The 24735-nt window shown below is 60.0% G+C and carries 24 protein-coding genes and 1 tRNA gene; 11 read left to right on the forward strand and 14 right to left on the reverse strand.

Going from position 1 to position 24735, the window contains the following annotated elements; translation table 11 throughout:
- The first annotated feature begins 7 nt into the window (after window positions 1–7).
- The 4 genes from uvrB to QMG56_RS02270 all read left to right on the forward strand — a co-directional run bounded on the left by uvrB (window position 8) and on the right by QMG56_RS02270 (window position 3353).
- On the forward strand, window positions 8–2191 hold the full coding sequence (gene uvrB, locus QMG56_RS02255; protein WP_281820923.1) for an excinuclease ABC subunit UvrB: 2184 nt from the start codon (window positions 8–10) through the stop codon (window positions 2189–2191).
- Window positions 2192–2294: 103 nt separating this feature from the next.
- Window positions 2295–2546 (forward strand): type II toxin-antitoxin system HicA family toxin, encoded by a 252-nt coding sequence (locus tag QMG56_RS02260; protein WP_281820924.1) that lies wholly within the window; start codon window positions 2295–2297, stop codon window positions 2544–2546.
- Complete coding sequence (locus tag QMG56_RS02265; RefSeq protein WP_281820925.1) at window positions 2546–2764, forward strand: type II toxin-antitoxin system HicB family antitoxin; 219 nt, start codon at window positions 2546–2548, stop codon at window positions 2762–2764. Before QMG56_RS02260 ends, QMG56_RS02265 begins: the two co-directional genes overlap by 1 nt.
- A 142-nt stretch (window positions 2765–2906) precedes the next feature.
- Window positions 2907–3353, forward strand: a complete 447-nt coding sequence (locus QMG56_RS02270; RefSeq protein ID WP_281820926.1) for a hypothetical protein — start codon at window positions 2907–2909, stop codon at window positions 3351–3353.
- 485 nt (window positions 3354–3838) lie between these two features.
- Here QMG56_RS02270 and QMG56_RS02275 read toward each other — a convergent pair whose 3' ends face one another.
- The 4 genes from QMG56_RS02275 to QMG56_RS02290 form a co-directional block, all read right to left on the reverse strand.
- On the reverse strand, window positions 3839–4243 hold the full coding sequence (locus tag QMG56_RS02275) for a DUF4345 domain-containing protein (RefSeq protein ID WP_281820927.1): 405 nt from the start codon (window positions 4241–4243) through the stop codon (window positions 3839–3841).
- Window positions 4240–4719: a DUF2721 domain-containing protein gene (locus QMG56_RS02280; protein WP_281820929.1), complete on the reverse strand. Its 480-nt coding sequence runs from the start codon at window positions 4717–4719 to the stop codon at window positions 4240–4242. Before QMG56_RS02280 ends, QMG56_RS02275 begins: the two co-directional genes overlap by 4 nt.
- Entirely contained in the window at window positions 4716–4976 is a 261-nt protein-coding gene (locus tag QMG56_RS02285; RefSeq protein WP_281820930.1) for a DUF2061 domain-containing protein, read from the reverse strand. The genes QMG56_RS02280 and QMG56_RS02285 overlap by 4 nt, the downstream gene beginning before the upstream one ends.
- Before the next feature lie 63 nt (window positions 4977–5039).
- The gene (locus QMG56_RS02290; RefSeq protein ID WP_281820931.1) at window positions 5040–6251 is read right to left on the reverse strand and encodes an LL-diaminopimelate aminotransferase; all 1212 of its coding nucleotides are present in this window, start codon (window positions 6249–6251) and stop codon (window positions 5040–5042) included.
- A gap of 258 nt (window positions 6252–6509) precedes the next feature.
- Here QMG56_RS02290 and QMG56_RS02295 point away from each other — a divergent pair, with 258 nt between their 5' ends.
- The 3 genes from QMG56_RS02295 to clpS all read left to right on the forward strand — a co-directional run bounded on the left by QMG56_RS02295 (window position 6510) and on the right by clpS (window position 9791).
- On the forward strand, window positions 6510–8237 hold the full coding sequence (locus QMG56_RS02295; RefSeq protein WP_281820985.1) for an alpha/beta hydrolase: 1728 nt from the start codon (window positions 6510–6512) through the stop codon (window positions 8235–8237).
- Window positions 8238–8360: 123 nt separating this feature from the next.
- Window positions 8361–9260 carry a phasin family protein gene (phaP, locus tag QMG56_RS02300; RefSeq protein ID WP_375713614.1) on the forward strand — a complete coding sequence of 300 codons (900 nt, stop codon included), beginning with the start codon at window positions 8361–8363 and terminating at the stop codon, window positions 9258–9260.
- A gap of 189 nt (window positions 9261–9449) precedes the next feature.
- The gene (clpS, locus tag QMG56_RS02305) at window positions 9450–9791 is read left to right on the forward strand and encodes an ATP-dependent Clp protease adapter ClpS (RefSeq protein ID WP_230188614.1); all 342 of its coding nucleotides are present in this window, start codon (window positions 9450–9452) and stop codon (window positions 9789–9791) included.
- 24 nt (window positions 9792–9815) lie between these two features.
- Here clpS and QMG56_RS02310 read toward each other — a convergent pair whose 3' ends face one another.
- Window positions 9816–10457 carry a heparin lyase I family protein gene (locus QMG56_RS02310; protein WP_281820932.1) on the reverse strand — a complete coding sequence of 214 codons (642 nt, stop codon included), beginning with the start codon at window positions 10455–10457 and terminating at the stop codon, window positions 9816–9818.
- Between QMG56_RS02310 and QMG56_RS02315 the strand changes: the two genes are divergently transcribed.
- A complete protein-coding gene (locus tag QMG56_RS02315; protein ID WP_281820933.1) occupies window positions 10447–10833 on the forward strand; it encodes a hypothetical protein in 387 nt (128 codons plus the stop codon). The genes QMG56_RS02310 and QMG56_RS02315 overlap by 11 nt on opposite strands.
- A gap of 37 nt (window positions 10834–10870) precedes the next feature.
- Here QMG56_RS02315 and QMG56_RS02320 read toward each other — a convergent pair whose 3' ends face one another.
- From QMG56_RS02320 to rlmB, 3 genes are all read right to left on the reverse strand, one after another.
- Entirely contained in the window at window positions 10871–11143 is a 273-nt protein-coding gene (locus QMG56_RS02320; RefSeq protein ID WP_375713615.1) for a zf-TFIIB domain-containing protein, read from the reverse strand.
- 321 nt (window positions 11144–11464) lie between these two features.
- Window positions 11465–12244, reverse strand: coding sequence for a hypothetical protein (locus QMG56_RS02325; RefSeq protein WP_281820934.1), 780 nt, complete (start codon window positions 12242–12244; stop codon window positions 11465–11467).
- A 34-nt stretch (window positions 12245–12278) separates the two neighbouring features.
- Entirely contained in the window at window positions 12279–13019 is a 741-nt protein-coding gene (rlmB, locus tag QMG56_RS02330) for a 23S rRNA (guanosine(2251)-2'-O)-methyltransferase RlmB (protein ID WP_230188434.1), read from the reverse strand.
- 104 nt (window positions 13020–13123) lie between these two features.
- Here rlmB and QMG56_RS02335 point away from each other — a divergent pair.
- Both QMG56_RS02335 and QMG56_RS02340 read left to right on the forward strand, forming a co-directional pair.
- Window positions 13124–13210, forward strand: a tRNA-Tyr gene (locus QMG56_RS02335).
- Window positions 13211–13407: 197 nt separating this feature from the next.
- On the forward strand, window positions 13408–14589 hold the full coding sequence (locus QMG56_RS02340) for a site-specific integrase (RefSeq protein WP_281820935.1): 1182 nt from the start codon (window positions 13408–13410) through the stop codon (window positions 14587–14589).
- Between the two features lie 105 nt (window positions 14590–14694).
- On the opposite strand, the gene QMG56_RS02345 is transcribed toward QMG56_RS02340, so the two are convergent.
- Together QMG56_RS02345 and QMG56_RS02350 are read right to left on the reverse strand one after the other, a co-directional pair.
- Complete coding sequence (locus QMG56_RS02345) at window positions 14695–15624, reverse strand: restriction endonuclease subunit S (protein WP_281820937.1); 930 nt, start codon at window positions 15622–15624, stop codon at window positions 14695–14697.
- Window positions 15621–17165: a type I restriction-modification system subunit M gene (locus QMG56_RS02350; protein ID WP_281820938.1), complete on the reverse strand. Its 1545-nt coding sequence runs from the start codon at window positions 17163–17165 to the stop codon at window positions 15621–15623. The genes QMG56_RS02345 and QMG56_RS02350 overlap by 4 nt, the downstream gene beginning before the upstream one ends.
- Before the next feature lie 709 nt (window positions 17166–17874).
- On the opposite strand from QMG56_RS02350, the gene QMG56_RS02355 reads away from it, so the two are divergent.
- Window positions 17875–18483, forward strand: coding sequence for a hypothetical protein (locus QMG56_RS02355; protein ID WP_281820939.1), 609 nt, complete (start codon window positions 17875–17877; stop codon window positions 18481–18483).
- Window positions 18484–18948: 465 nt separating this feature from the next.
- Here QMG56_RS02355 and QMG56_RS02360 read toward each other — a convergent pair whose 3' ends face one another.
- The 4 genes from QMG56_RS02360 to QMG56_RS02375 are packed head-to-tail and all read right to left on the reverse strand — an operon-like array spanning window position 18949 to window position 24703.
- Window positions 18949–20199 (reverse strand): TolC family protein, encoded by a 1251-nt coding sequence (locus QMG56_RS02360; protein ID WP_281820940.1) that lies wholly within the window; start codon window positions 20197–20199, stop codon window positions 18949–18951.
- On the reverse strand, window positions 20196–20495 hold the full coding sequence (locus QMG56_RS02365; RefSeq protein ID WP_230188408.1) for a DUF3240 family protein: 300 nt from the start codon (window positions 20493–20495) through the stop codon (window positions 20196–20198). Before QMG56_RS02365 ends, QMG56_RS02360 begins: the two co-directional genes overlap by 4 nt.
- Window positions 20488–23565 carry an efflux RND transporter permease subunit gene (locus QMG56_RS02370; RefSeq protein ID WP_281820941.1) on the reverse strand — a complete coding sequence of 1026 codons (3078 nt, stop codon included), beginning with the start codon at window positions 23563–23565 and terminating at the stop codon, window positions 20488–20490. The genes QMG56_RS02365 and QMG56_RS02370 overlap by 8 nt, the downstream gene beginning before the upstream one ends.
- 10 nt (window positions 23566–23575) lie before the next feature.
- Entirely contained in the window at window positions 23576–24703 is a 1128-nt protein-coding gene (locus QMG56_RS02375) for an efflux RND transporter periplasmic adaptor subunit (RefSeq protein ID WP_281820942.1), read from the reverse strand.
- Window positions 24704–24735: the final 32 nt, after the last annotated feature.

The raw sequence follows: 24735 nt of genomic DNA on the forward strand, positions 1-24735 counted from the left end.
GTGCGCGATGGCTATTCAAATCCGAACCTCGCTCGCCGAACCTGAAACCGGCGCAGACTTTGTCCCGCACCGTCCGGCACGCCCGGAAAAGACGGAAGGGGGGAAGCGTTTTACGCTGGTGTCGGAATATGAACCGGCAGGCGATCAGCCGACGGCGATTGCCGAATTGGTAGAGACCGCGCTGGGCGGTGAGAAGGATCAGGTGCTGCTGGGCGTCACCGGATCGGGCAAGACGTTCACGATGGCCAAGGTGATCGAGGCTTTGCAGCGGCCTGCGCTGATCCTGGCGCCGAACAAGATATTGGCGGCGCAATTATATGGGGAGTTCAAGAGCTTCTTCCCCGACAATGCAGTCGAATATTTCGTCAGCTATTATGATTATTACCAGCCCGAAGCCTATGTGCCCCGCTCCGATACCTACATCGAGAAGGAATCGAGCGTAAACGAAAGCATCGACCGGATGCGCCATTCGGCGACCCGTGCGCTGCTGGAGCGGGACGATGTGATCATCGTTGCGTCGGTATCGTGCCTATACGGTATCGGGTCGGTCGAAACCTATTCGGCGATGACGTTCTCCATGAAGAAAGGCGAGGTCGTCGATCAGCGGGAGACGATCCGCAAACTGGTGGCACTCCAGTACAAGCGCAACGACATGGGCTTTTCGCGGGGCAATTTCCGCGTGAAGGGCGACAATCTGGAGATATTCCCGTCGCATTATGAGGATACCGCGTGGCGTGTGTCCTTCTTTGGCGATGAGATCGAGGAGATCGTCGAGTTCGATCCGCTGTCGGGCAAGAAGATCGCCAGCCTCGATTATGTGAAGGTCTTTCCCAATAGCCACCACGTCACCCCCGGCCCGACGCTGAAGCAGGCAATGGAAGCGATAAGGTTTGAGCTGGCCGAGCGGCTGAAGGAACTGGTGATCGAAGGCAAATTGCTGGAAGCCCAGCGGCTGGAGCAGCGGACGAATTTCGATCTGGAGATGATCGCCGCGACCGGGGCGTGTGCGGGTATCGAGAATTATTCGCGCTTCCTGAGCGGGCGCTTGCCGGGTGAGCCGCCGCCGACCCTTTTCGAATATCTGCCGGAAAACGCGCTGCTGTTCGTCGATGAAAGCCATCAGACCGTGCCGCAGATTGGGGCGATGGCGAAGGGCGATCATCGGCGGAAGATCACGCTGGCGGAATATGGGTTTCGTCTGCCGAGTTGCATCGACAATCGCCCGCTGCGTTTCAACGAGTGGGACGCGATGCGGCCGCAGACGGTCAGCGTGTCAGCGACGCCGGGTAACTGGGAAATGGAGCAGACGGGCGGCGTCTTTTCCGAGCAGGTGATCCGCCCGACCGGGCTGATCGATCCGCCGGTGGAGATCAAGCCGGTCGAGGATCAGGTCGATGACCTTATCAACGAAGCGCGCAAGACGGCGGCGGCGGGATATCGCACGTTGGTGACGACCCTGACCAAGCGGATGGCGGAGGACTTGACCGAGTTCATGCATGAGGCGGGGATCAAGGTTCGCTATATGCACAGCGACGTAGAGACGCTGGAGCGTATCGAGTTGATCCGCGATCTGCGGCTGGGCGTGTATGACGTGTTGGTGGGTATCAACCTGCTGCGCGAGGGGCTGGACATTCCTGAGTGCGGGCTGGTTGGGATTTTGGATGCGGACAAGGAAGGGTTTCTGCGTTCCGAAACGTCGCTGATCCAGACCATTGGGCGTGCCGCGCGTAACGTGGATGGGCGGGTGATCCTGTATGCCGACCGCGTGACGGGCAGCATGGAGCGAGCGCTGAACGAAACCGGGCGACGGCGCGAGAAGCAGGAAGCGTATAATCTGGAGCACGGCATCACGCCGACCACGATCAAGCGCAACATCGGCGACATCATCGCGCATGTTTCGAACAAGGACAGCGTGCTGGTGGATACCGGCGATGCGGATCGTCCGCATATGGTGGGCCATAATCTGCGCGCGTATATCGAGGATCTGGAGAAGAAGATGCGCGCGGCGGCAGCGGATCTGGAGTTCGAGGAAGCCGGGCGGATTCGCGACGAGATTCGCAAGATGGAAGCGGAAGAGCTGGGGTTGCCGGTGGATCAGCAAGTCGCCGCGCCGAGAGGGCGCGCGAACGAGGGGAAGCCGGGGACGCGGAAGATGCGCTACGGGAAGGTGCAGCGGAAAATGGGGCGGTAGGGGCGCGCGAAAAGAGTTCAAGCGCGGGCGATGCCTGACGGCGGTAATTGTCGATTCAAACTCGTGCGAGGATCGTGCATGAGAGAATCGAAAGGACTTATCCGTGGTCAAGCCCGCCAAATTGTTTCAGCGCCTGCTGCAGGGCAGCCGCAATCTGTCGTTTCAGGAATTCCAACGCCTGCTTGAGGCTTTTGGATTTCGCCTTGTTCGGACGAAAGGCAGTCATCATGTTTACGGGCGACAAGGCGTTGAACGACCGCTGATCGTCCAGCCCAATGGTAAGGATGCCAAAGCCTACCAAGTCGAGCAGTTTCTTGATATGGTGCAGGCGTATGGACTGAATATGGACGAGTGATGGATCATCATTATCATATCAATGTGTTCTGGTCGAAAGAGGACAAGGTCTGGATCGCCGATGTTCCCGACTTGAAGCCTTGTTCCGCCCACGGCGCTACGCCCGTAGAGGCAATTGGCGAAGCCCAAGTAGCTATCGGGTTATGGCTGGATTATGCGCATGAGCATAACCATGCTGTTCCCGAGCCACGTTATAGGCCTGCGATTTATGCCGCCTGATCCATCGCCTCCTCGCCCCACCGATTAGCGGTTGAGGCTGTTCCCGCGCTGGGCCATACCCACGCCTATGCGTATTTCCCTTGTTTCACTCGCCCTGATTACTTCCCTTGCTTCGTGTGTGGCGCCGCCTCGGGAGGCGCCGGTGGTTGTGCCTGCGCCCAAGCCTGCTCCGGCACCTGTTGCGACGCCTGCGCCGACGCCCTCGCAGGACTGGCGCGATTGGCCGATGACGGAGGGGGCTTGGCGCTATCAGGGAGGCGGGCAGACGAGTGTTGCGACGTTCGGGGTGGCAGGCGCGCCGCCGCTGGTGACATTTCGGTGTGAGGTAACTGCACGTAGGATCGTTGTGCAGGCGGCTACGGCGCGTGCTGCGGGGCAGATGAGCGTGCGTACGACCTTTGGCGCGACGCAGTGGCCCTTGCAGGCGGACGGAACATCCTTCGTGGCGATTCGTCCGGCGAACGACCCGACGTTGGATCAGATCGCATTCAGCCGGGGGCGTTTCATGATTACCGTATCGGGCACGGCGCCGATGATCCTGCCGACATGGGCTGAAGTGACGCGGGTGATAGAGGATTGTCGCGGCTGAGTGGCGAACAGGATCGCGGCGCGAGCGAGTGATTATGATTCGAAATTAGATTATTTCAAGTCTTGATTGCACCCCTTATTTGATTCACAAATCGGGTGTCGCCGGATGAAGCATCCGCCAGTCCGGCAGACGGTGTTTCAACATAGCGAAAGGAGGTGATCCGATGTCTCATGGTTCAGTATTGGGGTCGGTCAAGTCCATTCGGGAAACGCGCCGCTGAGCGACGCCATAGCGTCGGTTTTCAAGAGGTTCACCAACGGGTCACTGCTTTGAGCGGTGCGTGATCCTCTATCGAAAATAGCGCGAATAACGTTTCCTCTGGGCGGTACTTCCGGCCGCTGACCATGCAAATGATGGGCCGTCGGGCTGGACCCGGCGGCCCCTCTCATGCGTGGGTATTTCAAGGCATTGTGTTTGGAAGGGGATGCGCAGACGGGGGCTTTTTCCCCTCTTTTGTTGGCAGCTTTGTGCCCATTAATGCGCCGCTATGCGCCCTGCGAAATTCTTACGCGACGGGCGAAGGCGGCTTGCCAGAGCATCAGGCACGGTACGACGCCCAGTTCCATGCAAAGGCCGAGGACATGTCCGTTCGAGGGCGTACCTACCGACAGCAGTGACCACAAGCGCGCCATGCCGCCGATCACGACGAACCCGCCCAGCATACGGAAGCGCGCGCCCTTGATCTCTATGCGCGGGATGCAGGAGCAGAAAGCCAGCCCGACGCCGAAGAAGATGCCGCTCATGTAGCGGAAGTGGCTGTCGAGATCGACGGGTGCCGATCCGACGCCGCGCAGCCAGTCTGGGCCGGACAGTATGCCTGCACCGCCCGTCACCAGCGGCACGATGCAGGCCAGCGCGACGACGATCTGCAGCAGGCGCTTTTCGATCATGAGCGCAGGTCTTCCTCAGTGGCTTCGTGGAACAGCACTTCGTTGCGGATGTGGATGGTGCGCGAAGCCAGCCGAATTTCGATGATGAAGGTGACGAATGCGGCTGCCTGCAGCAGCATGGCCGTGATGAAGAGAAGCGCGATGGCCGTGCCCAGATGCGCGTTCACCAGTTCGGACAGGAACAGCAGGATGACGACGAGACAGACGGCAGCGCCGCTGGCGACCGTCAGAAAGATGGCAGTGTTGACGACAGTCATGCGTCTGTCGAGCTTGCGAATTTCGTCGACCAGCCGATCATGCTCCGCGCCGCGGGTTTCGAGCACGAGCCGCTCGACATTGCGTGCCCGGTCGATGACACGCGCAAGGCGGCCTGCGCAAACGTTGAGAAACGCACCGATTCCGGCCAGCAGAAAGACGGGCGCGAGCGCAAGCTGGATGGTCTGCGCGACCTGAGCGACTTGCGGAAGAGGAATCATGAAGGGGTGTGTTCCGCATCGAAGGCGGCTTTCTGCTGCGGCGTCAGGCCCCAGCCGGATTGCGCCCAAGCGCGCTCATGGAAATAATACAGACCGATCTTGGTGATGACTTCGGTCGAGGCAATGGCGCCAGCGGCTTTCACGTCATGGGTGAAAAGAAGGCCCAGCAGAAAGGTGTCGATGCTGCCCAGAACGCGCCAATTGACGGCCTTTGCGAGTGAGCGAGGATTGGATTCCTTACCGCGAAATAGCAGCATGTCTGCTCCTCGATATGTGTGCCACCGAACGATTTATCCGGTGGCACATAATGGGGACGACGATCAGACGACCGCCTTTGCGTTGGGCGTGTTGACGCCCATGCTCTGCAGGTAGCGTTTTACGTTGCGCGCGGCCTGGCGCAGCCGCTGTTCGTTTTCCACCATCGCGATGCGGACATAGCCTTCGCCATCCTCACCATAGCCGACGCCGGGGGCAACCGCGACCTTGGCATGGGTGAGCAATTGCTTGGAAAATTCCAGGCTGCCCATATCCTTGAGCGCGGGGGGCAGGGGTGCCCATGCGAACATCGAGGCGCGGGGGGCGGGGATGTCCCATCCGGCGCGTCCGAAGCTTTCCACCAGAATATCGCGGCGCTTGTGATAGAGTTCGCGGTTCTTCTGGACGATGTCCTGCGTGCCGTTGAGCGCGGCGCAAGCAGCGGCCTGAATGGGGGTGAAGGCGCCATAATCGAGATAGCTTTTCACGCGCGTCATCGCGGCGATCAGCTTCTTGTTGCCGACCGCGAAGCCGATGCGCCAGCCAGCCATGGAATAGGTCTTGCTGAGCGACGTGAACTCCACGGCCACATCCTTGGCACCCGGCACCTGAAGGATGGAAGGCGTGGGGTTGCCGTCGAAATAGAGTTCGGAATAGGCTAGGTCGGACAGGATCCAGACGCTGTTCTCCTTGGCCCAGGCAACAAGCCGTTCGTAAAATGCGAGGTCCACGGTCTCGGCAGTCGGGTTCGACGGATAATTGACCACGAGGATAGAAGGCCGCGGCACCGTGAACGCCATGGCGCGATCCAGCGAGCGGAAATATTGCTCGTCTGGCGTGGTCGGCACCGACCGGATCGTTGCCCCGGCGATGATGAAGCCGAAAGTGTGGATCGGATAGCTGGGGTTGGGCGCAAGCACGACGTCGCCCGGTGCGGTGATTGCGGTGGCGAGACTGGCCAGTCCCTCCTTCGATCCCATCGTCACGACGACTTCGGTTTCGGGGTCGACGTCCACGCCAAAGCGACGCGCGTAATAATTCGCTTGCGCCTTGCGGAGGCCGGGAATGCCCTTCGATGCGGAATAGCCATGCGAATCAGGCTTTTGCGCGACTTCGACGAGCTTGGCGATGACATGGTCGGGGGGCGGCAGATCGGGATTGCCCATGCCCAGATCGATAATGTCCTCACCCGCCGCACGCGCCGCGGCCCGCATCGCGTTCACTTCGGCGATGACATAGGGGGGCAGGCGTTTCATGCGGTAGAATTCTTCGGACATTGGTCGATACTTTCCTTGTTTCTTCTCCGTGGAGGGTGGCAAAGTGCCGCAGGCTCGCTCACAAGAGCGAGTGCGGTATAGACTGGCCCGGCGCGGCTGGCCAGAAGAAGAGCGCGGGTTTCTGCGCAGGAGAGTGTGATGGCAAAAGCGGCAGCCAAGACGGGTAAGAAGCAGCCAAAAGTTGCGCGTGAAACTCAGGTGCCGCCGCAGGAAAGCGGGAAGGCAGCGCCTCCACCGCATAGCGATCCGGCGGAGAATATGGCCGCTACAGTGATTCCCACGCTCGACCAGATGCAGCAATGGACGCACAGCATCGGTCGGATGCAGCAGATGATGCTGGAGCATAGTACCCGCCAGATCGGTCATGGCGAAGCACCGTTCGATGCGACCGCGATATCGCGCATCCATGCCGATTATATGAATGAAGGCGTGGCATTGTGGCAGCGCTTTCTGGATGGGGCAGGGTGGTTCAAGCAGACGCCCGATCCGGCCCCTGCGGAAAGTCCGGCCGCGCGCAAGGATCGCCGCTTTGCCGACCCGGCGTGGCAGAGCCATCCCTTCTATGACATCATGCGGCAGGGATATCTGCTGACCGCGGATTATCTGACGCGGCTGGCCGACAGCGTCGACGGTGTCGATCCCAAGCAGAAGGAACAGATCCGCTTTGCCACCAGCGGCATGATCGACGCGCTGTCGCCGAGCAACTTTCCGCTGACCAATCCCATCGTGATGCAGAAGACGACGGAAACCGGCGGCGAGAACCTCATAAAAGGGTTTCAGCATATGCTGGCCGACATGGACAAGGGGCAGTTGACGCACACCGACGGCAGTCAGTTCGAGGTCGGCAAGAACATCGCCGCGACGCCGGGCAAGGTGATCCACGAGACGCCGTTGTATCAGTTGATCCAGTACACGCCGACCACCGAGACGGTGCTGGCAACGCCGCTGATCATCTTCCCGCCCTGGATCAACCGGTTCTATATTCTCGACCTCGCGCCGGAAAAAAGCTTCGTCAAATGGGCGGTGGATCAGGGGATCACGATCTTCATGGTCTCATGGAAGTCCGCCGACGAAAGCATGAAGGATGTGATCTGGGACGATTACATCCTGCGCGGGCAAGTCGATGCGATCGATACTGTGCGCGATGTGCTGGGTGTGGAGAGCGTCCACACCATCGGATACTGCGTGGCAGGGACGACACTGGCGGCGACGCTGGCGCTGCTGGCGGCGCGGGGTGAAGCGGACAAGGTGGCCAGCGCGACCTTCTTTACCGCGCAGGTGGATTTCAGCGAAGCGGGCGACCTGACCCTGTTCGTTAATGACGAGCAACTGGCAATGATCGAGAAACTGACGACGTCGGGCATATTGGACGGGCGCTATATGGCCGCGACTTTCAACCTGCTGCGGGGGCGCGACCTGATCTGGAACTATGTGGTCAACAATTACCTGCTGGGGAAGGACTATGCGCCGTTCGACCTGCTGTTCTGGAACGGAGATACGACGAACCTCCCTGCGAAATGGCATCGGTCGTATCTGAAGGATCTGTATCGCGACAACAAGCTGGTGCAGGCCGGTGCCATTAGCGTCGACGGGACCGACATCGACCTGACGAAAGTTCGCACGCCAAGCTATATCCAGGCGGGCAAGGAAGACCATATCGCTCCGCCGCGCAGCGTGTGGAAACTGACGGAGCAGTTCACGGGGCCGCGCCGTTTTCTGCTCGCCGGATCGGGGCATATTGCCGGGGTCATGAACCCGCCGGTCGCCAAGAAATACCAGTACTGGACGTGCGGCACGCTGCCCGCGACGCTGGAGGATTTCGTCGCCCAGGCGAAGGAAACGGCAGGGAGCTGGTGGCCCGACTGGATCGATTGGCTGACGCAGCATGGCAGTGAAAAGGTGGCAGCCACTGGCGCGCGCCAACCGGGGGGCGGGCATATGCCCGTGATTGAGGACGCACCCGGGCGCTACGTAAAAAGCCGATGAGTGAAAGCTGTTTGTTGCGAGTGAGTTACCGCTTTGCTACAAATATGCTGCAGCGCAACATAACGCTTGCAAATTCGGAAAATCTTCTATATTGTGCAGTGCAGCAATAAGAGGAGGCCCGTGGTGGCTGACGCACCGAAAAGAAAAGTTGGACGACCTGCCAAACTGCCCGTGACGGGTGGTAAGGGCGTGGAGTTGACGGCGCGACAGGCGTTGCAGGCTTCCGAAAAGGCAACCGGTCCTGCCGCCAAGCCCGTAGCAAAAGCGACCCCGGTTAAGGCTGCGCCCGCCAAGGCCGCTCCGGTAACACCGGCAGCGCCTAAGGCTCCGGTAGTGGCGAAGGTTGCCCCCAAGCCAATGCCGGTGACGAAAGACGTGGCACCTGCCCCCGTCGCCAAGTCGCCTGTAGAACAAGCACCCGTTGTTAAAAAACCCGTCGCCGCAACGGTAGCATTGCCCGTTGCCGCACCGGCAGCGGTCGCCGCGCCTACTGAAGACAAAACACCCACGCCGGAATTGGAAAAGTCATTCCCAACGGCGACAGCAGAAGGAACGAATGCCATGAACGACGTTATCGAAAACACCAAGAAGTACACTGAAGAAGCCAAGACCCGTTTCCAGTCGGCTTTTTCGGAAATGAACGAAAAGGCGAAGACCAGCGTCGAAAAGTCGACGAAGGCCGTTGAAGAAATGACCGAAATCGCCAAGGGCAACGTTGAAGCGCTTGTCGAGTCCGGCAAGATCGCCGCCAAGGGCATCGAAGCCATGGGTCAGGACGCCGCTGAATACAGCCGCATGTCCTTCGAAAAGGCCAGCGCCACGATGAAGAGCCTCGCCGCCGCCAAGTCGCCGGCAGAATTCTTCCAGTTGCAGAGCGAAATGCTCTCCAGCGCGTTCGACGCCTTTGCCAAGGAAAGCGCGAAGACCAGCGAAGCAATCATCAAGCTTGCGGGTGAAGTCGCCCAGCCGCTGAGCAGCCGCGTGTCGGTTGTGACGGACAAGGTGAAGTCGCTCGCCGCTTAAGGCTTGCTGACGAAAATAGGAAAGGGGACCGCTTCGGGTGAAGCGGTCCCCTTTTTTTTGGCCGGGGCGACGAAACTCGCATCTTTTGATGGTGAATGACCATGCCAGCCTCTTGCGTCTCGCCGGGCAATTGCCATATCCTGCACACGCATGACCAGTTTCAACAGCTATGACAGGCACCCGCCGCAGATGAGCGACGAGGGCAAGGACGATGAAGGCGGCACCGGCACGACGGGCCCCGGCGTCGGCATTGCCACGCGCACACGGACGCGGACCAAGAAGCCATCGTTATACAAGGTATTGATGCTGAACGACGATTACACGCCGATGGAGTTCGTCGTGCATGTGCTCCAGAGCTTTTTCAAGATGGACATGGAAGAAGCGACGCGCGTGATGCTGCACGTTCATCAGCGCGGCGTGGGCGTATGCGGTATCTTCAGTTACGAAGTCGCCGAGACCAAGGTCAATCAGGTGATGGACTTCGCCCGGCAGAACCAGCATCCGTTGCAGTGCACGCTGGAAAAAGCGTAACGGCTCTTCATCAGGCCGTTTAGCTTAACTGGCTTCCCCCATTCGTAAATCCTTGAACTGCACCGCAATCGTCTGGGGCGTTGCGCTGCGGTATACGCCCTGTTTGAAATAGGGGCCTTTGATGTCGTTGAACCCCAGCGAGCCGGTGTAGTCGGTCAGCAGCACATCGTCGCGCCACACCTTGAGTTGGCCGTTGCCGGATGGTCCAAAGACGATCTGCACCTTGATATCATACCATTGCCCCCGCTTGAGCGGTTGGCTGTCGTCATATTGGCGGCGGTACTGGGTGTCGGCGGCAGTGGACAAGGCGGCGCTGGAATCGCGGGTGACGATGCGCAGGCGGTCGCCCATCAGTTCGATTGCGAAAGGCGGGCTATGCGCCGCTTCCCCTGGATCGAGCATCGAGGTGAATTGCGAGAGGATCAGCCAGGAAGCAGCGTTCGTTTGCCCCGGTTCGATCATCATGGAAAAAGCAACCTGATACGTCTTGCCGACGTCCAGATAATTGGAATCGTAGGATTCTGCGCGTTCCACTGATGATCCCGCTTCGCTTGCGACACGGTCGCCATCGCGCAATTCATAGCGGCGGATGTCCCCGTTCATAAGAGCGAAGCTCCACGCCGCATTGGCGTTCTGATGCCGCAGATTGAGCGCCATGTCCTTCATGGACTTCCATCCACGCGGTATGGCCGCACTATCGTTTGGGGATGCTGTCGGTGTTGGCGATGCCGCAGGTGGCGGTGCTGGAGCGGGTGTGGTGGCTGGCGGCGAAGGAGCGCCCGGCTGCGTGATGGTGACGGGCGTCGTGCTGGGTTCAGGTTGTGTAATGGTCACGGGAGAAGGGGCGCCAACCGTTGTCGGCGTCACGGAAGCTGGTGCGCCCGCTTCACCCCCGCCGCAGGCCGACAGCAGCAACAGGCCGATTGGCGCTGTCGTTAATCTGAGGAAATGTTTCACTGCTGCTGTCATCCTGTTCGTGGCTTGCGAACGGAATGACAGAAGGAAGTTTAAAGACGGTAAATCGTTGATTAAGCGTAATTAGATATTCGCAGAGTGCGTTTGTTGCGGCAGCCGATCCCTCAGTCGAACAGCTCTTCCAGAAAGCTCTTTTTACGCTTCGGACGATAGTCGCCTTCATAGTGGGGACGGTAATTGCCGCGATCCGGCGCCGGGGCGAGTGCGGAAGGCTGCGCGGGCCGGTCGGGGCGGAATGTGGCCTGCGATTGCGGGGGAGGTGCGGGGGCGTCCATCTGCGCACTGCGTTCGATGATCTTGTCGAGCTCGCCGCGGTCGAGCCAGACGCCGCGGCATTGTGGGCAATAATCGATCTCGACGCCTTGCCGTTCCGACATGTTCAGGCCGGTGTGGCAAACGGGGCAAAGCATCGAAGACAGTTTTTCAGGGGTATTCACGGGTGCAGCGCTCCGTCCATGTGATCGCCCTTGCGGGCCAGGGAATCGGACGCGCCCGATACGGTCGCTGGGGGATAAGAGGGGGGAAATCCCCCGAACCAGCACCGGACACGCCCGATGCGGTCCGACATCACGTCCGGAGATCCAAATGGTGCATCGCTGCACCGTGGATCAAGTCCGGCCGCCAGAGGGGCCCGGCCCGCGTAGGATATATTGGCGCTGGACGCCCGCCTTTCAATATTCGCGCGCGTCAGGCGGTGCCTACTTTGCGGGGAAACGAATCACCGCCATAGGCGCTTCGGTCGTGAGCGGCGTGACCGTCCATTTGAGCGTTTGCTTGCCCGCAACGGTAATAGGGCCATCTTCCTGATTCTGGCTGATGAGCGCCGCATCGGTGGTGAGGGTGAAACGTCCGTCGAGATATTTGCTGACGTCGCCTGCGCTGCCGCCCATCCCGCTGCTCTTCTGCTTGCTGCCATTGGCATAGCCGGGCGCCTTGACGCGCACGCGGTCGCCGCCGCGCAGCTCAATGACGATGAACGGGAAGACATATTCGGCATCGACATTGAAGGGGAAAACAAAGGCGTGATCGAGTGTGCAGGTGATCGCATAGTCGATCATATATTTGTTATCGCCGACATATTCGACAGACCGAAAGCCTTTTTCCTTGCGCAACGCGGCGACGATGGCGGCGGTTTTGCGGGCCTTTTCATCTTCATCGTCTTTCGACGTGGCGCTGAAATCGGTATCGGGGGCGGGCTCTGCTGTCTCCTGATCGTCCTGCATCCAGGCGATGTTCTGCATCACCGCGTCTTCTTCCTCAGCGGGAGCCGTTTCCTCTTCGGTGGAAGGGCTGCTGTCCTTCAGCCCTTTGCCGATGTCCGACGGGTCCGTGGCAATCACTTCGCCCTTATAGGTGAACGTGAAGCTGCGGTCGGCGCGGATGTCGAGCGTGGAATCGAATTTGCCCGGTGTGAGCAGGCAGGCGGAGAGCAGAAGCAGCGTGGCGAGAGCGCCGCCCGCGCGGAATATGGCGTTCATCGTATCTGCCCCTCCCCCCGGCCAAGTCTCTTCGTCAGCCGATGGCGGCAGCGTAGAGCGCGATTGCAGCCGCATTGGAGACGTTCAGGGACTCCATACGCGGACTGATAGGCAGTTTAGCCAATATGTCGCAATGCGCCATGCTGTTGTGGCGCAGGCCTTCGCCCTCCGCGCCGAGCACCAGTGCCACGCGCGATTCGCCGATGGCTTTGTCGAGCGTGAGCTCCGCTTCGCCATCCAGGCCGATGCGCCAGTAATTCGCCTCTGCAATTTCATCGAGCGCGCGGGCGAGATTCACGACGCGCACCCATGGCACGATTTCCAGCGCGCCCGATGCCGCGCGGGCCAGCACGCCGGTTTCGGCAGGCGAATGCCGGTCCTGCGTGACGATGGCGAGGGCATCGAACGCCGCCGCCGAGCGGAGGATCGCGCCGACATTGTGTGGATCGGTTACCTGATCGAGCACGAGTATCGGCCGCTTGTCGTCGCGTCCTTCATCCAGCACGTCGCCCAGCCAGATATCGTCGAGCATTTCGACTTCGGCGACAATGCCTTGATGCGGCGCATCGGACGGGACCATGCGGCCCAGATCGGCAACATCCGAATAGACGATGGGCAGCACCGGCGGCAATTCCAACGCGGCCAGCGCTTCGCGCGTGCCCCAGATCTTGCGCACGATGCGGTTTTCATTAGCCAACGCTGCTATGACCGCATGACGGCCATAAAAGCGGGGGAATCCCCCTTTGGGTTTTCCGGTACGATGTCCTCTTTTCATGGGCGCGTTCTTTTCACGGGAAGCATTGACAGGCAAGCCTCCATTCGTCATTGAGCGCCCTCCCGATCGCAACATAGTACGATTTTTCGGCACTATGCGGTTATGGACAGGTGGCCGAGTGGTTAAAGGCAGCAGACTGTAAATCTGCCCGGGTTTCCCGTACGCTGGTTCGAATCCAGCCCTGTCCACCACCATCCAGTCCCAGAGGGTCCTCCAAAATCCCTAGAAATCCCTGAAAACCTGAGGTATTATTACCCATACGGTCCACCCACGTCTCCAGGCGTTTGCCTTCAGCCGGAGCGTAGTGTGGGGGTAATGTGGGGGTAAATCGCTTTACCCCCACACTCTGCTTTCCCGATTTGCGGGGAAAAAATGTGGGGGTAACGAAATGGGCAAGCTCACGGCGGTTGCAGTCAAATCGGCGTTAGCAAATCCTGGCACCTATCAGGATGGGGAAGGACTGTTTCTAAAAGTTGACAAGCGTGGTGGGGCCTACTGGATGTTGCGAATCCAGCGCGATGGCAAACGGCAGGACATTGGGCTGGGTAGTGCTAAGCTGCTGACGTTGGCAGAGGCCCGGGTTAAGGCCATAGGATTGCGCAAAACTATCAAGGTGGATCAGCGCGACGTTCTGGTGGAGAGAAAAGACGAGGCAGCTGCGAAGGTGACGTTCCGCGTTGCTGCGCGCCAATACCACTCGGAGAATGAGGCGGGCTGGAAAAGTTCCGTATATGCGCGGCAGTGGCTCGCCAGTCTCGAAAACTACGCCTTCCCGAAATTGGGCAATGTGCCGACCGGCAGTATTTCGGCTGCCGACATCATCGCAGTCCTTACGCCGATTTGGCAGGAAATTCCAGAAACAGCCCGTCAGGTCCGCAACCGGATTTGTGCCGTGCTGGATTATGCACACGCAAAGGGCTGGCGTTCGCGCGAATCCCCGTCCGGCAATAGTAGCCTGAAGGCGGGTCGAGGCTTGCCGCGGCAAGTGAAGTCGCGAGAAAAACGTAAGTCTATGCCATATGTCGCGGTTCCCAGCTTCATCACCGCGTTGCGCCGCAAACCATCCTTTGGACGGCTGGCTTTAGAATTTCTCATACTTACAGGTGTGCGTAGCCAGGAGGTGCGGTTGGCGACATGGGGCGAATTTGATCTTGATGTGTGCCTGTGGACGATCCCTGCCGACCATATGAAGAGAGGGAAGGCGCATGTGGTTCCTCTCTCAAGTGCGGCCCTGGCGGTGCTTACGAAAGCGAATGCGCTTCGGCTCTCGGAAACTGATGTCGTTTTCCCCGGCGTGGCTGGCAAACCAATGTCTGACATGACTTTGTTGAAGGTTCTGCGCGACATGAGTGAGCCTTTTCACGTTCACGGTTTTCGTTCGAGCTTCACAGACTGGGCAGCAAACGAAGGCTTTGCCGATGCCGTTGTCGAGGCCGCTCTCGCTCACAAGACACCTGACGCTGTGCAAGCTGCCTATCGCCGTACAACATATCTAGGCACCGCAAATCAACCGGGCGCCCGTGTCGAACTGATGGAAGCCTGGGGGTCCTATTGTGTCAGTCATTCATAGGACCAGAAACCACACCTTATAACTTGCTCCAGCAGAACATGTACCAATGAGGAATTGGGAGGTGTGGGGATATCAATTCTGTAGCAGCGATAGTCGAGATAATAGTTATGCGGGTAACCAAGCGACAGCTTTGCAGACATCATCATCATTCTCGCTTGTCGTAGCGATCACCAAATCGCCTTTTTGGGCTTTGCGAGCCTTCTTCGCAAAATCGTGCGAGACAAAGCTCTTTGTGGAGTGAGCGTACGTTCTGTAGTGAGTATAAATCTGCCCGTAGTGTATGCAGCCAACCCCCTCGCTCGTGAAATCCTTTTTCTGCAATCCTCCCCCGCGAATGAACTCCCCTAGTCGCTCGTCGCCAAGTGCAAGGAAATTTGCCTCATCCGGGGTGAAAGTGAAGAGACTTTCGCGGTAGTGGTTGTATTGTTTCTTGCGTGCTGCAAGCTCGTCGGTCAGTTCGTCGGTCAGTTCCGCAGTCAGTTTGGTGAAGGTGTCCAATATCCGAACAATCTCCCCCTGTATCGCCAGCGACTTCTCCGGGTCATCCGGGCAGGGGATGGGGACTTCGAGCTTTGCTAGATCACCGCTCGAAACCCGACGTATCTTAGTGCCAGTAATGTATTTGCCCTTTTGCTTTTGAAATGTCTCAGTCAGCAAAAAATGGGCAAGATACTTGGCGTTTTGCCGGTGGCGAAAAAGCATCATATCGCCTGAGATTGCAACATTGGCACCATACCAAGCCAGCGGCTTTACGACATCCTCGTCGTTTTCCGACGTGGTCGCAAGCAACAGGTCGTTCGCCTTCGCCTTTCTTAGTTTTCTAAAGAGTTCAGCAGCCACATAGCTATAGGTTTCCCGCGCCTCCAGATCATATTTGGTGTAGATTTGACCATAGTGAATGGCAGGCAAACCTTCGTCCATTAGGTCTTTCTTCTGGAGTCCGTTTCCGCGAAAAAACTCGCCAAGCTTCCCAAGCGGCAACCACTCAACGTTGCCCCCATCCAGCAGCTTTTTCAGAAAGCCAAGATCGCTCACGCCTCGATCTCCGCGACAATCGCATCAATCTCGCTGCGTAGCCGGTCAATCTTTGCAACGGTGGTCTTCAGCTCCGCATTCAGATCGGCAATGTTCACCTGATCGCGGGTGTCCTTGGGTTCGACATAGGCGCTGACCGACAGATTGTAATCCGCATCGATGATGCGCTGCTGGTCCACCGTCTCGGCCACATGCGGCACGTGTTCCTTGCTGGCGAACATGCGGATGATCTCGGCAACGTGATCGTCGCTCATCTCGTTGGTGTTGGTCTTCTTGGCGAAAAAATCCTCACCGCTGGTATCGATGAACTGCACCTTGGTGTCGGGCTTGTTCTTGGCCAGCACCAGAATGGTCACCGCAATCGTGGTGCCGAAAAACAGATTGGGCGCGAGCGCAATCACCGTTTCGACGACATTGCTGTCGATAAGATGCTTGCGGATTTTCTGCTCTGCCCCCCCGCGATAAAAAATGCCCGGAAAGCAGACGATGGCCGCGCGCCCCTTGGCCGAAAGATAATGCAGCGCGTGCAGCACAAAGGCGAAATCCGCCTTTGACTTCGGCGCAAGCACGCCAGCGGGCGCAAAGCGGTCATCATTGATAAGCGTCGGGTCTTCATCCCCCTTCCACCGGACCGAATAGGGCGGGTTCGAGACGATGGCATCGAAGGGCCGCTCATCCAGGAAGTGCGGATGTTCAAGCGTGTTACCGTTCTGGATGTTGAATTTGGCGTAATTCACATTGTGCAAGAACATGTTCATGCGGGCGAGGTTGTAGGTGGTGTAGTTGATCTCCTGCCCGAAGAAGCCTTCTTCGATGAAGTGATCGCCGCAATGCTTCTTGGCCTGCAACAACAGCGAACCTGACCCGGCGGCTGGATCGTAAATTTTGTTGATGCTGCTCTGCCCGTGAACGGCCAGTTGCGCGATAAGCTTGGAAACATGTTGCGGCGTGAAGAACTCCCCGCCCGATTTTCCCGCATTGGCGGCATAATTGGAGATCAGGAACTCATAGGCATCCCCGAAGAGATCGTTTTCGTTTTCCTCGAATTTCAGAGGGAGTCCAGCAACGCCCTTCAGGACCGCCGCCAGCCGGGTGTTCTTATCCTTCACCGTGTTGCCCAGCCGGTTGCTGGTGGTGTCAAAATCCGAGAACAGGCCCTTGATGTCCTCTTCGGAAGGGTGGCCATTTGCCGAAGCTTCAATCGCCTTGAAAATGGCGGCAAGGTCGGTGTTCAGACTTTCGTTGGTGTTGGCCTTTGCCGCGACATTGGCAAAGAGCTGACTGGGGTAGATGAAGTAGCCCTTGGTCTTGACCGCGTCTGCCTTGACGGCATCAGGAATGGCGCTGTCGGGCATCTTCGAATATTTGACGGTCTCGTCACCCGCCTCGATGTAGGCAGTGAAGTTCTCGCTGATAAACCGGTAAAACAATGCTCCCAGCACGAACTGCTTGAAATCCCAGCCATCGACTGCGCCCCTGACGTCGTTGGCAATCGCCCAGATTTTCCGGTGCAATTCGTCGCGCTGCTGTTGGCCTGTCACTCTTATTGTCCCTTAAAATAACCGCTAAATGCCTTTGCAGTGCCCCTAAGCCAATCGCTCTGGCTCCGCTCTGTGAACTTCAGACACCGACCTGATCACTCTGTCGCCTACCTATCGCAGCCCGCGCGCAAGACAATCGCTTATGTGCGCCGCCCCCTCGCTTTGACCTGCCCGATCAAATTTGGACAGCAGCGCGTTGAGGGCTGCGGGCTGGAAGAATTCTGCTGGCTGGAAAAGCGGCAGGACAGGCAGCTATCCGCATTTACCCGCCAGTAAACGGGCTGTCCGAGATCGGCCACCACCCACTTTGATCAATTTGTTCCTTCTCTCATTAGCCCTTTCGTTCTAGCGTAGAGCACCATAAGGATGACGACTGACCCGGGTTCAAGGAGAGGGGAAATTGCTTTGAATTGGACGGTATTCTGTTTGCACGAGGCGGTTGGCCCAGGCGCTAGGCTATATCCTGTTCCGAGCCCGTGGGATGGCATTCTGCAACCGCCATATCAGTACGAGGTCGGAGACCGGTTCAATGTTGAATTCAGCAGTGGATCGACATTGGGAGGCTCGGTCACGGCCGTGGACAACAATGCCGTAGAAGTCACCTTGAACGGTGCTGTCGTTAACCTGCAGCGAACATCGTCGGCTGCGCTTCCTCCGCCGCTTCGATCCGAGATACCACACGATGACCTAACGGTGATCTGAGGTCCGGATGACCAAGCCCATTGTTCAGGAGGCTGTCGTTGGCGGCTTGACCGGGTTGGCTGTTGTCTTGCTCTACATTTGTTTCCGAGAAAGCCTCAATGGCGCCGACACCGGTGACTGGCTTCAGTTTGCAGGCGCCATGTTAGGATCCGGGGCCGCGGTGGCGGGCGCAATCTACATCGAAAGTCTAAAACGCAATCGCGACAGGCAACAAGGACAAGCGACTTTGCTCGACATCCTTAAGCAGATCGAGCGATCTTTCATCGATGCTGCTGAGCCTCTTAGTGGCGACCTAAGTAAGGACGTGAGTGCCATCAACGCACGACGCTTCTTTCTGGAGTCGACAAAGAACTACGCTGAATTCGCGCTCAAGCAACACCTGCTGCCAGACAGCGAAGTATGGCGGAACACGAGCGGGTTTATCAACTACATCGACCGCATTCTGGCAGTCACTTGGTACGTTCATGACGAGCATGCTGGCGAAGATTTGTGCAGCGTCGAGTCAGTCGAACGGTGGCACAAATCCGTAGAAAAAATTGCTGTCAGCGCGCGCTCGGTTCTCGATTCGGTAATGGCAGAACAGCGAGGCGGGTTGTTCAATAGGCGCCGACTATAATTCCCGTCGCCACCCCAGCCGCCTGATTGAACGGTCCCTTAAGCTTCGCATCCGCTAAGATGTTTCGCCCGATGACGCCTTGATCAGCGTGAAAATGTGGGGGTAGGTGTGGGGGTAAAGGTATGCCGAGCGCAGAATGCTCGCAATATCAGTATTATAACTAATTAGTTCGATACAAGCCCTGCCACCACCCTCCAATCCCAGAGGGTCCTCCAAAATCCCCGAAAACATTGAATAATATTGTCCATGCTGTCCACCTGCTGTTTGCCTTCCCGCAATTGGGCAATGTGTCGACCGGTAGTATTTCGGCCGCGGACATGGGCCGAGTTTGATCTTGATGGGCGTCTGTGGGCGATAGGCCAACGTGCGATTGAGGCCTTCTCGACGTCCGAAAGGTCGCACAGTCCTTAATATCCCTTGTGCCAGTTCGATAATTACAAGCAGGGCGCGCCGCAGCCTCAAAAGCTACTCGTCGGCGGGAGCCCAGATGGTGTGGGAATCGATTTCCAGCTTGACGATCGCTCTTCCGGCCTCCGCGCGCGCCGAGATCTCAGCGCGCCGGGCATCATTGGCCTGTCGTTCGGCAAAGAGCAGGTCCGCGAGATCAATGGCGCCAAGCGCATAGCCCTTACCAGCGCGCGCGCTCATCGACTCTGCCCGAATTCGCGCTTTGTGCACTTGCTCCCACACGACCAGCCGGGTGCTTGCGTTGGAAAGATCAGCGTCCGCCATCACCTGCACCTCGCGCTCCACCACACCTTGCTCAAGCCTGGCCGAACTGGCCATCGCCACCGCCTCGTCGGCCGCGCGCAACCGGTGACGGCCACCCAATGGGATGGACGCCACCACTCCAAGGCCCTTTTCCGTGCCACCCCGCTCGCTGAACAAGCGAAAGCCGAACGAGGGGTCGGCCGTTCTCTCGGCCTTGGCGCGCCGGGCTGTCACAGACATGCGTTCGGCATCGGCACGAGCCGCGCCGATCTCATGGCTGCGCGCAATCACCAGCGCGCGCAGTTCCTCGAAATTCTGGGGCAAGTCATGAGGGCTCACCATATCCGGCGCCTCGAACGGCAGGGGCAAATCCGGAAACTGCGCAGCAAGCTTTACGCGCGCCTCGGCAGCCGTTGCGCGTGTTTGCGCGCCCTGTCCCTGCGCAAGTGCCAGAGCCGCCGCGGCCTGGTCCACATCCAGGTCCGATGCGTCGCGTAGCGTGGCGCGGCGCTTAATAGCCGCGAGGGCTCGCTCCAAGTTCACAACCATCTCTGCATCGTTGCGGGTCAGGGCCGAAGCGGTCAGCCAGTCATACCAAAAGCCAGCCAGCAGCAACGCGGTCTGGTGACGCACATCCTCGGCGCGATTCTGTGCCGCTTCTATACCGAAATCGCCAGCCTTGCGGTCGAGACTGGCCTTTCCGGGCAGGCGAAAGGCCCGGGTCACGGTGGTGTCAAACTCGTTGAAACCGCCTTCTTCGTTCACCGAGCGCCGCAAATAGGTTCCTTGCACGGCCACTTCATGGGGACCGACAGCAAGCATGCCAGCTTGCGCCCGCGCAGCCGCGACCCGCGCTTCGGCGGCCCCTACCGCGGGGTGGTTGTCGAGCGCGGTCGCGACCAGCTCCGGTGGCGGCAGGTCAGGATGCAAGCGGTCCTGGGCGAAAGCAGTTTCTGTCAGAAACAGGACTGAACACAGCATAGCCACACGCACTCTAAGCTTCATGTCAGCCTCCCCGACGCAATCACAGGCGTTAGATGCCAACGGAATGGCGCGGCGCGCTTCAGTGCGCCGACCTGAGCAATGAGTGCCGAGGCGGCCCCTTCTTCGACGCGCAGGTCGACGGCGCAGCGCTCAAGTCTCCCGACTACACTCTCGGCGGGGCTGGCGTCCGAGAAGTCGAGGCCATGCACGATCTCGTCGCGCTGGTGGACGGGGTGACGGGTCGCGTCCCGGAGCGTCGTTGCAATCGGGCCGGCGTCCACCTTGCTGCAGTAGATGGTAAGTAGAAGCTCAGGCATCGACGGCCTCCAGACGGCTTTCACCGAACCGCTCGAAGAGGATCGGCAGGAGGACGAGCGTCAACAGCGTTGAGGTGATGAGTCCGCCGATGACAACGATGGCGAGTGGCCGCTGGATTTCCGACCCAGGGCCGGTGGCAAACAATAGTGGCACCAGCCCGAACGCAGTGATGCTCGCGGTCATCATGACCGGGCGCAAACGCCGCTCGGCGCCGATCCGCACCGCCTGGGCCAGCGGCATGCCCTCGACCCGGAGCTGGAGGAAATAGGCAACCAACACGAGCCCATTGAGAACCGCGATGCCGAGCAGGGCGATAAACCCGACCGAAGCCGGCACCGAAAGATACTCGCCAGAGGCCCAGAGCGAAACGATTCCACCGACCATGGCAAACGGAATGTTGACGAGTATGAGCGTCGAAGCGCGCAAGGATCTCAGCGTCGCCAGCAGCACGAAGAAGATGAGGAGAAGCGCGACCGGCACGACCAGCATCAACCGGGCCGAAGCGCGCTGCTGGTTCTCGAACTGCCCGCCCCAGACGACGCGATAGCCAGCCGGTAGCACGACCTGCTTGGCTACCGCTGCCTTAGCCTCGCCGACATAGCCGACCAGGTCGCGACCCGCTACGAAGGCCTGCACAATGGCATAGCGCGAGCCGTTTTCATGATCGAGCTTCACGGGCCCTTCGATCCGCTCCACACGCGAAAGGTCGCTGACACGGGCGAGGCCGCCGTCCGGCGTGCGCAGCATGAGATCGGCGAAGCGCGCCGCGTCGTTGCGCAGCGCATCGTCGCCCTTGATCAGAATTGGCGTGCGCTTCTGGCCTTCCGCCACGATGCCGGCGTGCAGCCCTTCAAGCTGCGCGCGCATCGCGTCTTGAAGCATATCGACCGGCATGCCAGCGCGCCCGGCGGCCAACCGGTCGATGTTGATCTGGAGATAGTCGACCTTGTCGTTGGCTACGGTCATCACTTCCGTCGCGCCGCGCACTTTCGACAGCGTGCCCTGAATACGACCCGCGAGGTCGGACAGGACATTGAGGTCCGGGCCGAAGATCTTGACGGCGAGATCGCCGCGCGCGCCAGTCAGCATCTCCGAGACGCGCATCTCGATGGGCTGTGTGAAGCTCGGCTCGATTCCGGGCAGATTCTGCATTGCGACGCGAATTGCTTCGACAATGTCTTCTTTGCTGCCGCGCCATTCCGACCTGGGCTTGAGCGAGAGGAAGCTGTCCGCTTCGCTCAGGGCCATCGGATCGAGTCCGATCTCGTCCGTGCCGACGCGCGTGATCACGCTCTTTACTTCTGGCACCGCCCCAAGGACCGCACGCTGGGCGGCGAGATCGCCTGCGATCGAATGGGCCAGGCCGACACTCGGATGTTTCGTCGTCTGCATGACTACCGTGCCTTCGTCCATTGAGGGCATGAAGGTCTTGCCGACCGCACCATAGGCGACCACGGCGACGGCAAGTCCTGTGACGGCCAAACCATAAACAAGTGGTTTGCGTACGAAGGCACCGGCCAGCAACGCGCTGTAGCGAGGCATCATCATGCGCATGATCCACGGCTCGCGATGATGGCCGCTCTTTAGACCCAGCGAGGCGAGAACGGGCACCAGCGTCAGCGCCAGCAGCAGCGACGCGCCCAGCGCGAAGATGATGGTGAGTGCGACCGGGCCGAACAGCTTGCCTTCCAGGCCTTGCAGGGCAAGCAGCGGCAGGAACACCAGCGCGATGATAAGGATGCCGGCCGAGACCGGAACGATGACGTCGCTCGTCGCGCTGAACACATGATTGAGGCGGGGGCGATGGTCTTCGGTATCGATCTTGTTCAAGCGCTCGACGATATTCTCGACGACGACGACCGCTGCATCGACCAGCATGCCGATGGCAATGGCGAGGCCGCCGAGGCTCATCAAATTGGCGGTGAGGCCCACCGCACTCATGATGAGAAAGGTGATCAGAGCTGCCATCGGCAGGATGAGCGCCACGATACCCGCTGCGCGCCAGTCGCCGAGGAAGAGGATGAGCAGGACGACGACCAGGAGCGTTGCTTCGAGCAGCGCTTCCTCGACGGTTCCGACTGCGCGGGTAATCAGGTCCGATCGGTCGTAAAAGACGTCGATCTTCGTTCCCGCCGGGAGTGTCTTCCCGATCTCGGCAAGCCTGGCCTTGACGCCCGCCACAACTTGCCGGGCATCGGCGCCGCGTAGGGCAATGACCAGCCCTTCCACCGCCTCGCCCTTGCCATCGCGACTGACCGCGCCGTAGCGCGTGAGGCTGCCGATCCCGACCTGCGCCATGTCGCCCAGCCGCACGATGTGACCGCCCACGGCGCGGATCGCCAGAGCGCGCAGATCGTCCTCGGACTGGATTGCACCGACGGCCCGCACGATGAGCGCGTCCTCGCCGTCGGCCAGGCGACCGGCGCCGTCGTTGCGGTTCCCGCTCTCGATGGCTCGCTGGAGATCGGCAATGGTCAAGCCGGCCGCGCTCAGGGCGACGGGATCGGGCTGGACCTCGAAGGTCTTCGCATGGCCGCCGAGCGCGTTCACGTCCGCGACGCCGGGCACGGTGCGCAGCGCCGGCCGGATCGTCCAGTCGAGAAGCGTGCGCTTCTCCTGCAAGGACAACGGCCCCTCGATCGTGAACATGTACATGTCCGACAGGGGCGTCGAGATGGGCGCCATGCCGCCGCTGATGGAGGCGGGCATGTCGCTCATCACACCGGTAAGGCGCTCGGCGACCTGCTGGCGGGCCCAGTAGATGTCCGTGCCATCCTGGAAGTCGATGGTGATGTCGGCGATGGCGTATTTTGCCGTCGAGCGCAGAATGGCCTGGCCGGGAATGCCAAGCATCTCCATCTCGATCGGCGTGATGACGCGCGTCTCGACTTCTTCCGGCGTCATCCCCGGCGCCTTAAGGATGATCTTGACCTGAGTCGGCGCGATGTTGGGGTAAGCATCGACCGGCAGGCGCGTGAAGGCCCATGCGCCGAGTCCGGCAATCACGACGGCCAAGGCGAGCACCAACATGCGGTAGGACAGCGCCTGCGCGACGAGAGAACGAAGCATCGGGTCCGCCTTATTCGGCGGCGGCGAGCGTTTTGAGCTCGCTCACGGCACTGACCGCTATGTCGTCACCCACCTTCAGTCCCGCAAGGACAACGCGCTCGCCGTCCGCGCCTTCGCCGCCCTCGGCCAAGATCACCGGCCGGGCGACGACGCCCGTGGCGGTCCTGACGAAGACCACGGTCGTGCCGGCGATCTGGGCTATCGCCTCGCCGGGCACGCGGACTGCGCCGCTCGCGGCCGGACCCATGACCGAGAGCGAAAGGGATTGCCCCGAACGGATCGAAGGATCGGCCGGCAGGCTGGCGGTCAGGCTCGCCGAGCGCGTCGCAGGATCAATCGCCGTGCCGACGGCCACCACCTTGCCCTCGATACGGCCTGCGCGGACGGTCATACCCGGCTGGATCCTGCCAATCAGGCGCTCGGGAAGCTGAGCCTGGGCTTGCATTGCGCCGCCTGCGTCGATCACGAAAGGCGCGGCGCCGGGATCGAGCGCCTTGCCCGTCTCGATGGTCATCGTGCTGATCCGGCCGGCAATCGGCGCCGTCAGCGTATAGCCGGCGCCGTTGCTCGATCCGCTCGCCATGCCGATCAGCCGCCCCTGCTCGGAGACGTCGACCTGCGCCTGACGCAGTTGCGCGTTTGCCTCATCCGCCCGCGCCGGGGCAATAATGCCTTCCTTGCTGAGCTGACCAAGCCGCGCGGCATTGGCGCGTGCCACGTCCAGCCGTGCCCGAGCACGGGAGAGTTCGGCGCCGAGCATCACGATATCGCGGCTGGAGACGGTCGCAAGTGGCTGGCCTGCACGGACCTCGGCACCCTCGACGACAAAAACACGCGTCACGATGCCCGGCAGCTGCGCCGCGACAGCGACGCGGGCATTGGGGGGCGGCGCGATCATGGCAGGCAATGTCGCGATCGGCGCGAGATTCGCCTTGGCCGCCGGCACAAAGCGCAGCGCAAGCGCCTTCACCTGATCGGCGGAGATCGTGATGGTTTTGGGCCCGGTCGTGGCCTTCTCCGCTACCGCTTTATCTGGCGTCGCTGGATCTGCACCCGCGCCATGCGGCACGAGCCACCAGATCAGCGCCAGCGCAGCCAGCCCCAATACACTGCCGATGAGCCATTTCCTGTTATCCATGACCGCCTGTTAGCGGCAGTGGCTGACGAGTT

Source organism: Sphingobium sp. BS19 (assembly GCF_027925545.1).
Lineage (GTDB): Bacteria > Pseudomonadota > Alphaproteobacteria > Sphingomonadales > Sphingomonadaceae > Sphingobium.

Coding starts and splice junctions, on each gene's coding strand:
- QMG56_RS02295 (WP_281820985.1), top strand. CDS start 6,510: ATGGCCGCTACAGTGATTCCCACGCTCGACCAGATGCAGCAATGGACG.
- QMG56_RS02265 (WP_281820925.1), top strand. CDS start 2,546: ATGGATCATCATTATCATATCAATGTGTTCTGGTCGAAAGAGGACAAG.
- QMG56_RS02325 (WP_281820934.1), bottom strand. CDS start 12,244: ATGAACGCCATATTCCGCGCGGGCGGCGCTCTCGCCACGCTGCTTCTG.
- clpS (WP_230188614.1), top strand. CDS start 9,450: ATGAGCGACGAGGGCAAGGACGATGAAGGCGGCACCGGCACGACGGGC.
- QMG56_RS02375 (WP_281820942.1), bottom strand. CDS start 24,703: ATGGATAACAGGAAATGGCTCATCGGCAGTGTATTGGGGCTGGCTGCG.
- QMG56_RS02340 (WP_281820935.1), top strand. CDS start 13,408: ATGGGCAAGCTCACGGCGGTTGCAGTCAAATCGGCGTTAGCAAATCCT.
- QMG56_RS02320 (WP_375713615.1), bottom strand. CDS start 11,143: ATGTCGGAACGGCAAGGCGTCGAGATCGATTATTGCCCACAATGCCGC.
- QMG56_RS02370 (WP_281820941.1), bottom strand. CDS start 23,565: ATGCTTCGTTCTCTCGTCGCGCAGGCGCTGTCCTACCGCATGTTGGTG.
- uvrB (WP_281820923.1), top strand. CDS start 8: ATGGCTATTCAAATCCGAACCTCGCTCGCCGAACCTGAAACCGGCGCA.
- QMG56_RS02365 (WP_230188408.1), bottom strand. CDS start 20,495: ATGCCTGAGCTTCTACTTACCATCTACTGCAGCAAGGTGGACGCCGGC.
- QMG56_RS02310 (WP_281820932.1), bottom strand. CDS start 10,457: ATGAAGGACATGGCGCTCAATCTGCGGCATCAGAACGCCAATGCGGCG.
- QMG56_RS02275 (WP_281820927.1), bottom strand. CDS start 4,243: ATGATCGAAAAGCGCCTGCTGCAGATCGTCGTCGCGCTGGCCTGCATC.
- QMG56_RS02315 (WP_281820933.1), top strand. CDS start 10,447: ATGTCCTTCATGGACTTCCATCCACGCGGTATGGCCGCACTATCGTTT.
- rlmB (WP_230188434.1), bottom strand. CDS start 13,019: ATGAAAAGAGGACATCGTACCGGAAAACCCAAAGGGGGATTCCCCCGC.
- QMG56_RS02360 (WP_281820940.1), bottom strand. CDS start 20,199: ATGAAGCTTAGAGTGCGTGTGGCTATGCTGTGTTCAGTCCTGTTTCTG.
- QMG56_RS02280 (WP_281820929.1), bottom strand. CDS start 4,719: ATGATTCCTCTTCCGCAAGTCGCTCAGGTCGCGCAGACCATCCAGCTT.
- QMG56_RS02290 (WP_281820931.1), bottom strand. CDS start 6,251: ATGTCCGAAGAATTCTACCGCATGAAACGCCTGCCCCCCTATGTCATC.
- QMG56_RS02355 (WP_281820939.1), top strand. CDS start 17,875: ATGACCAAGCCCATTGTTCAGGAGGCTGTCGTTGGCGGCTTGACCGGG.
- QMG56_RS02285 (WP_281820930.1), bottom strand. CDS start 4,976: ATGCTGCTATTTCGCGGTAAGGAATCCAATCCTCGCTCACTCGCAAAG.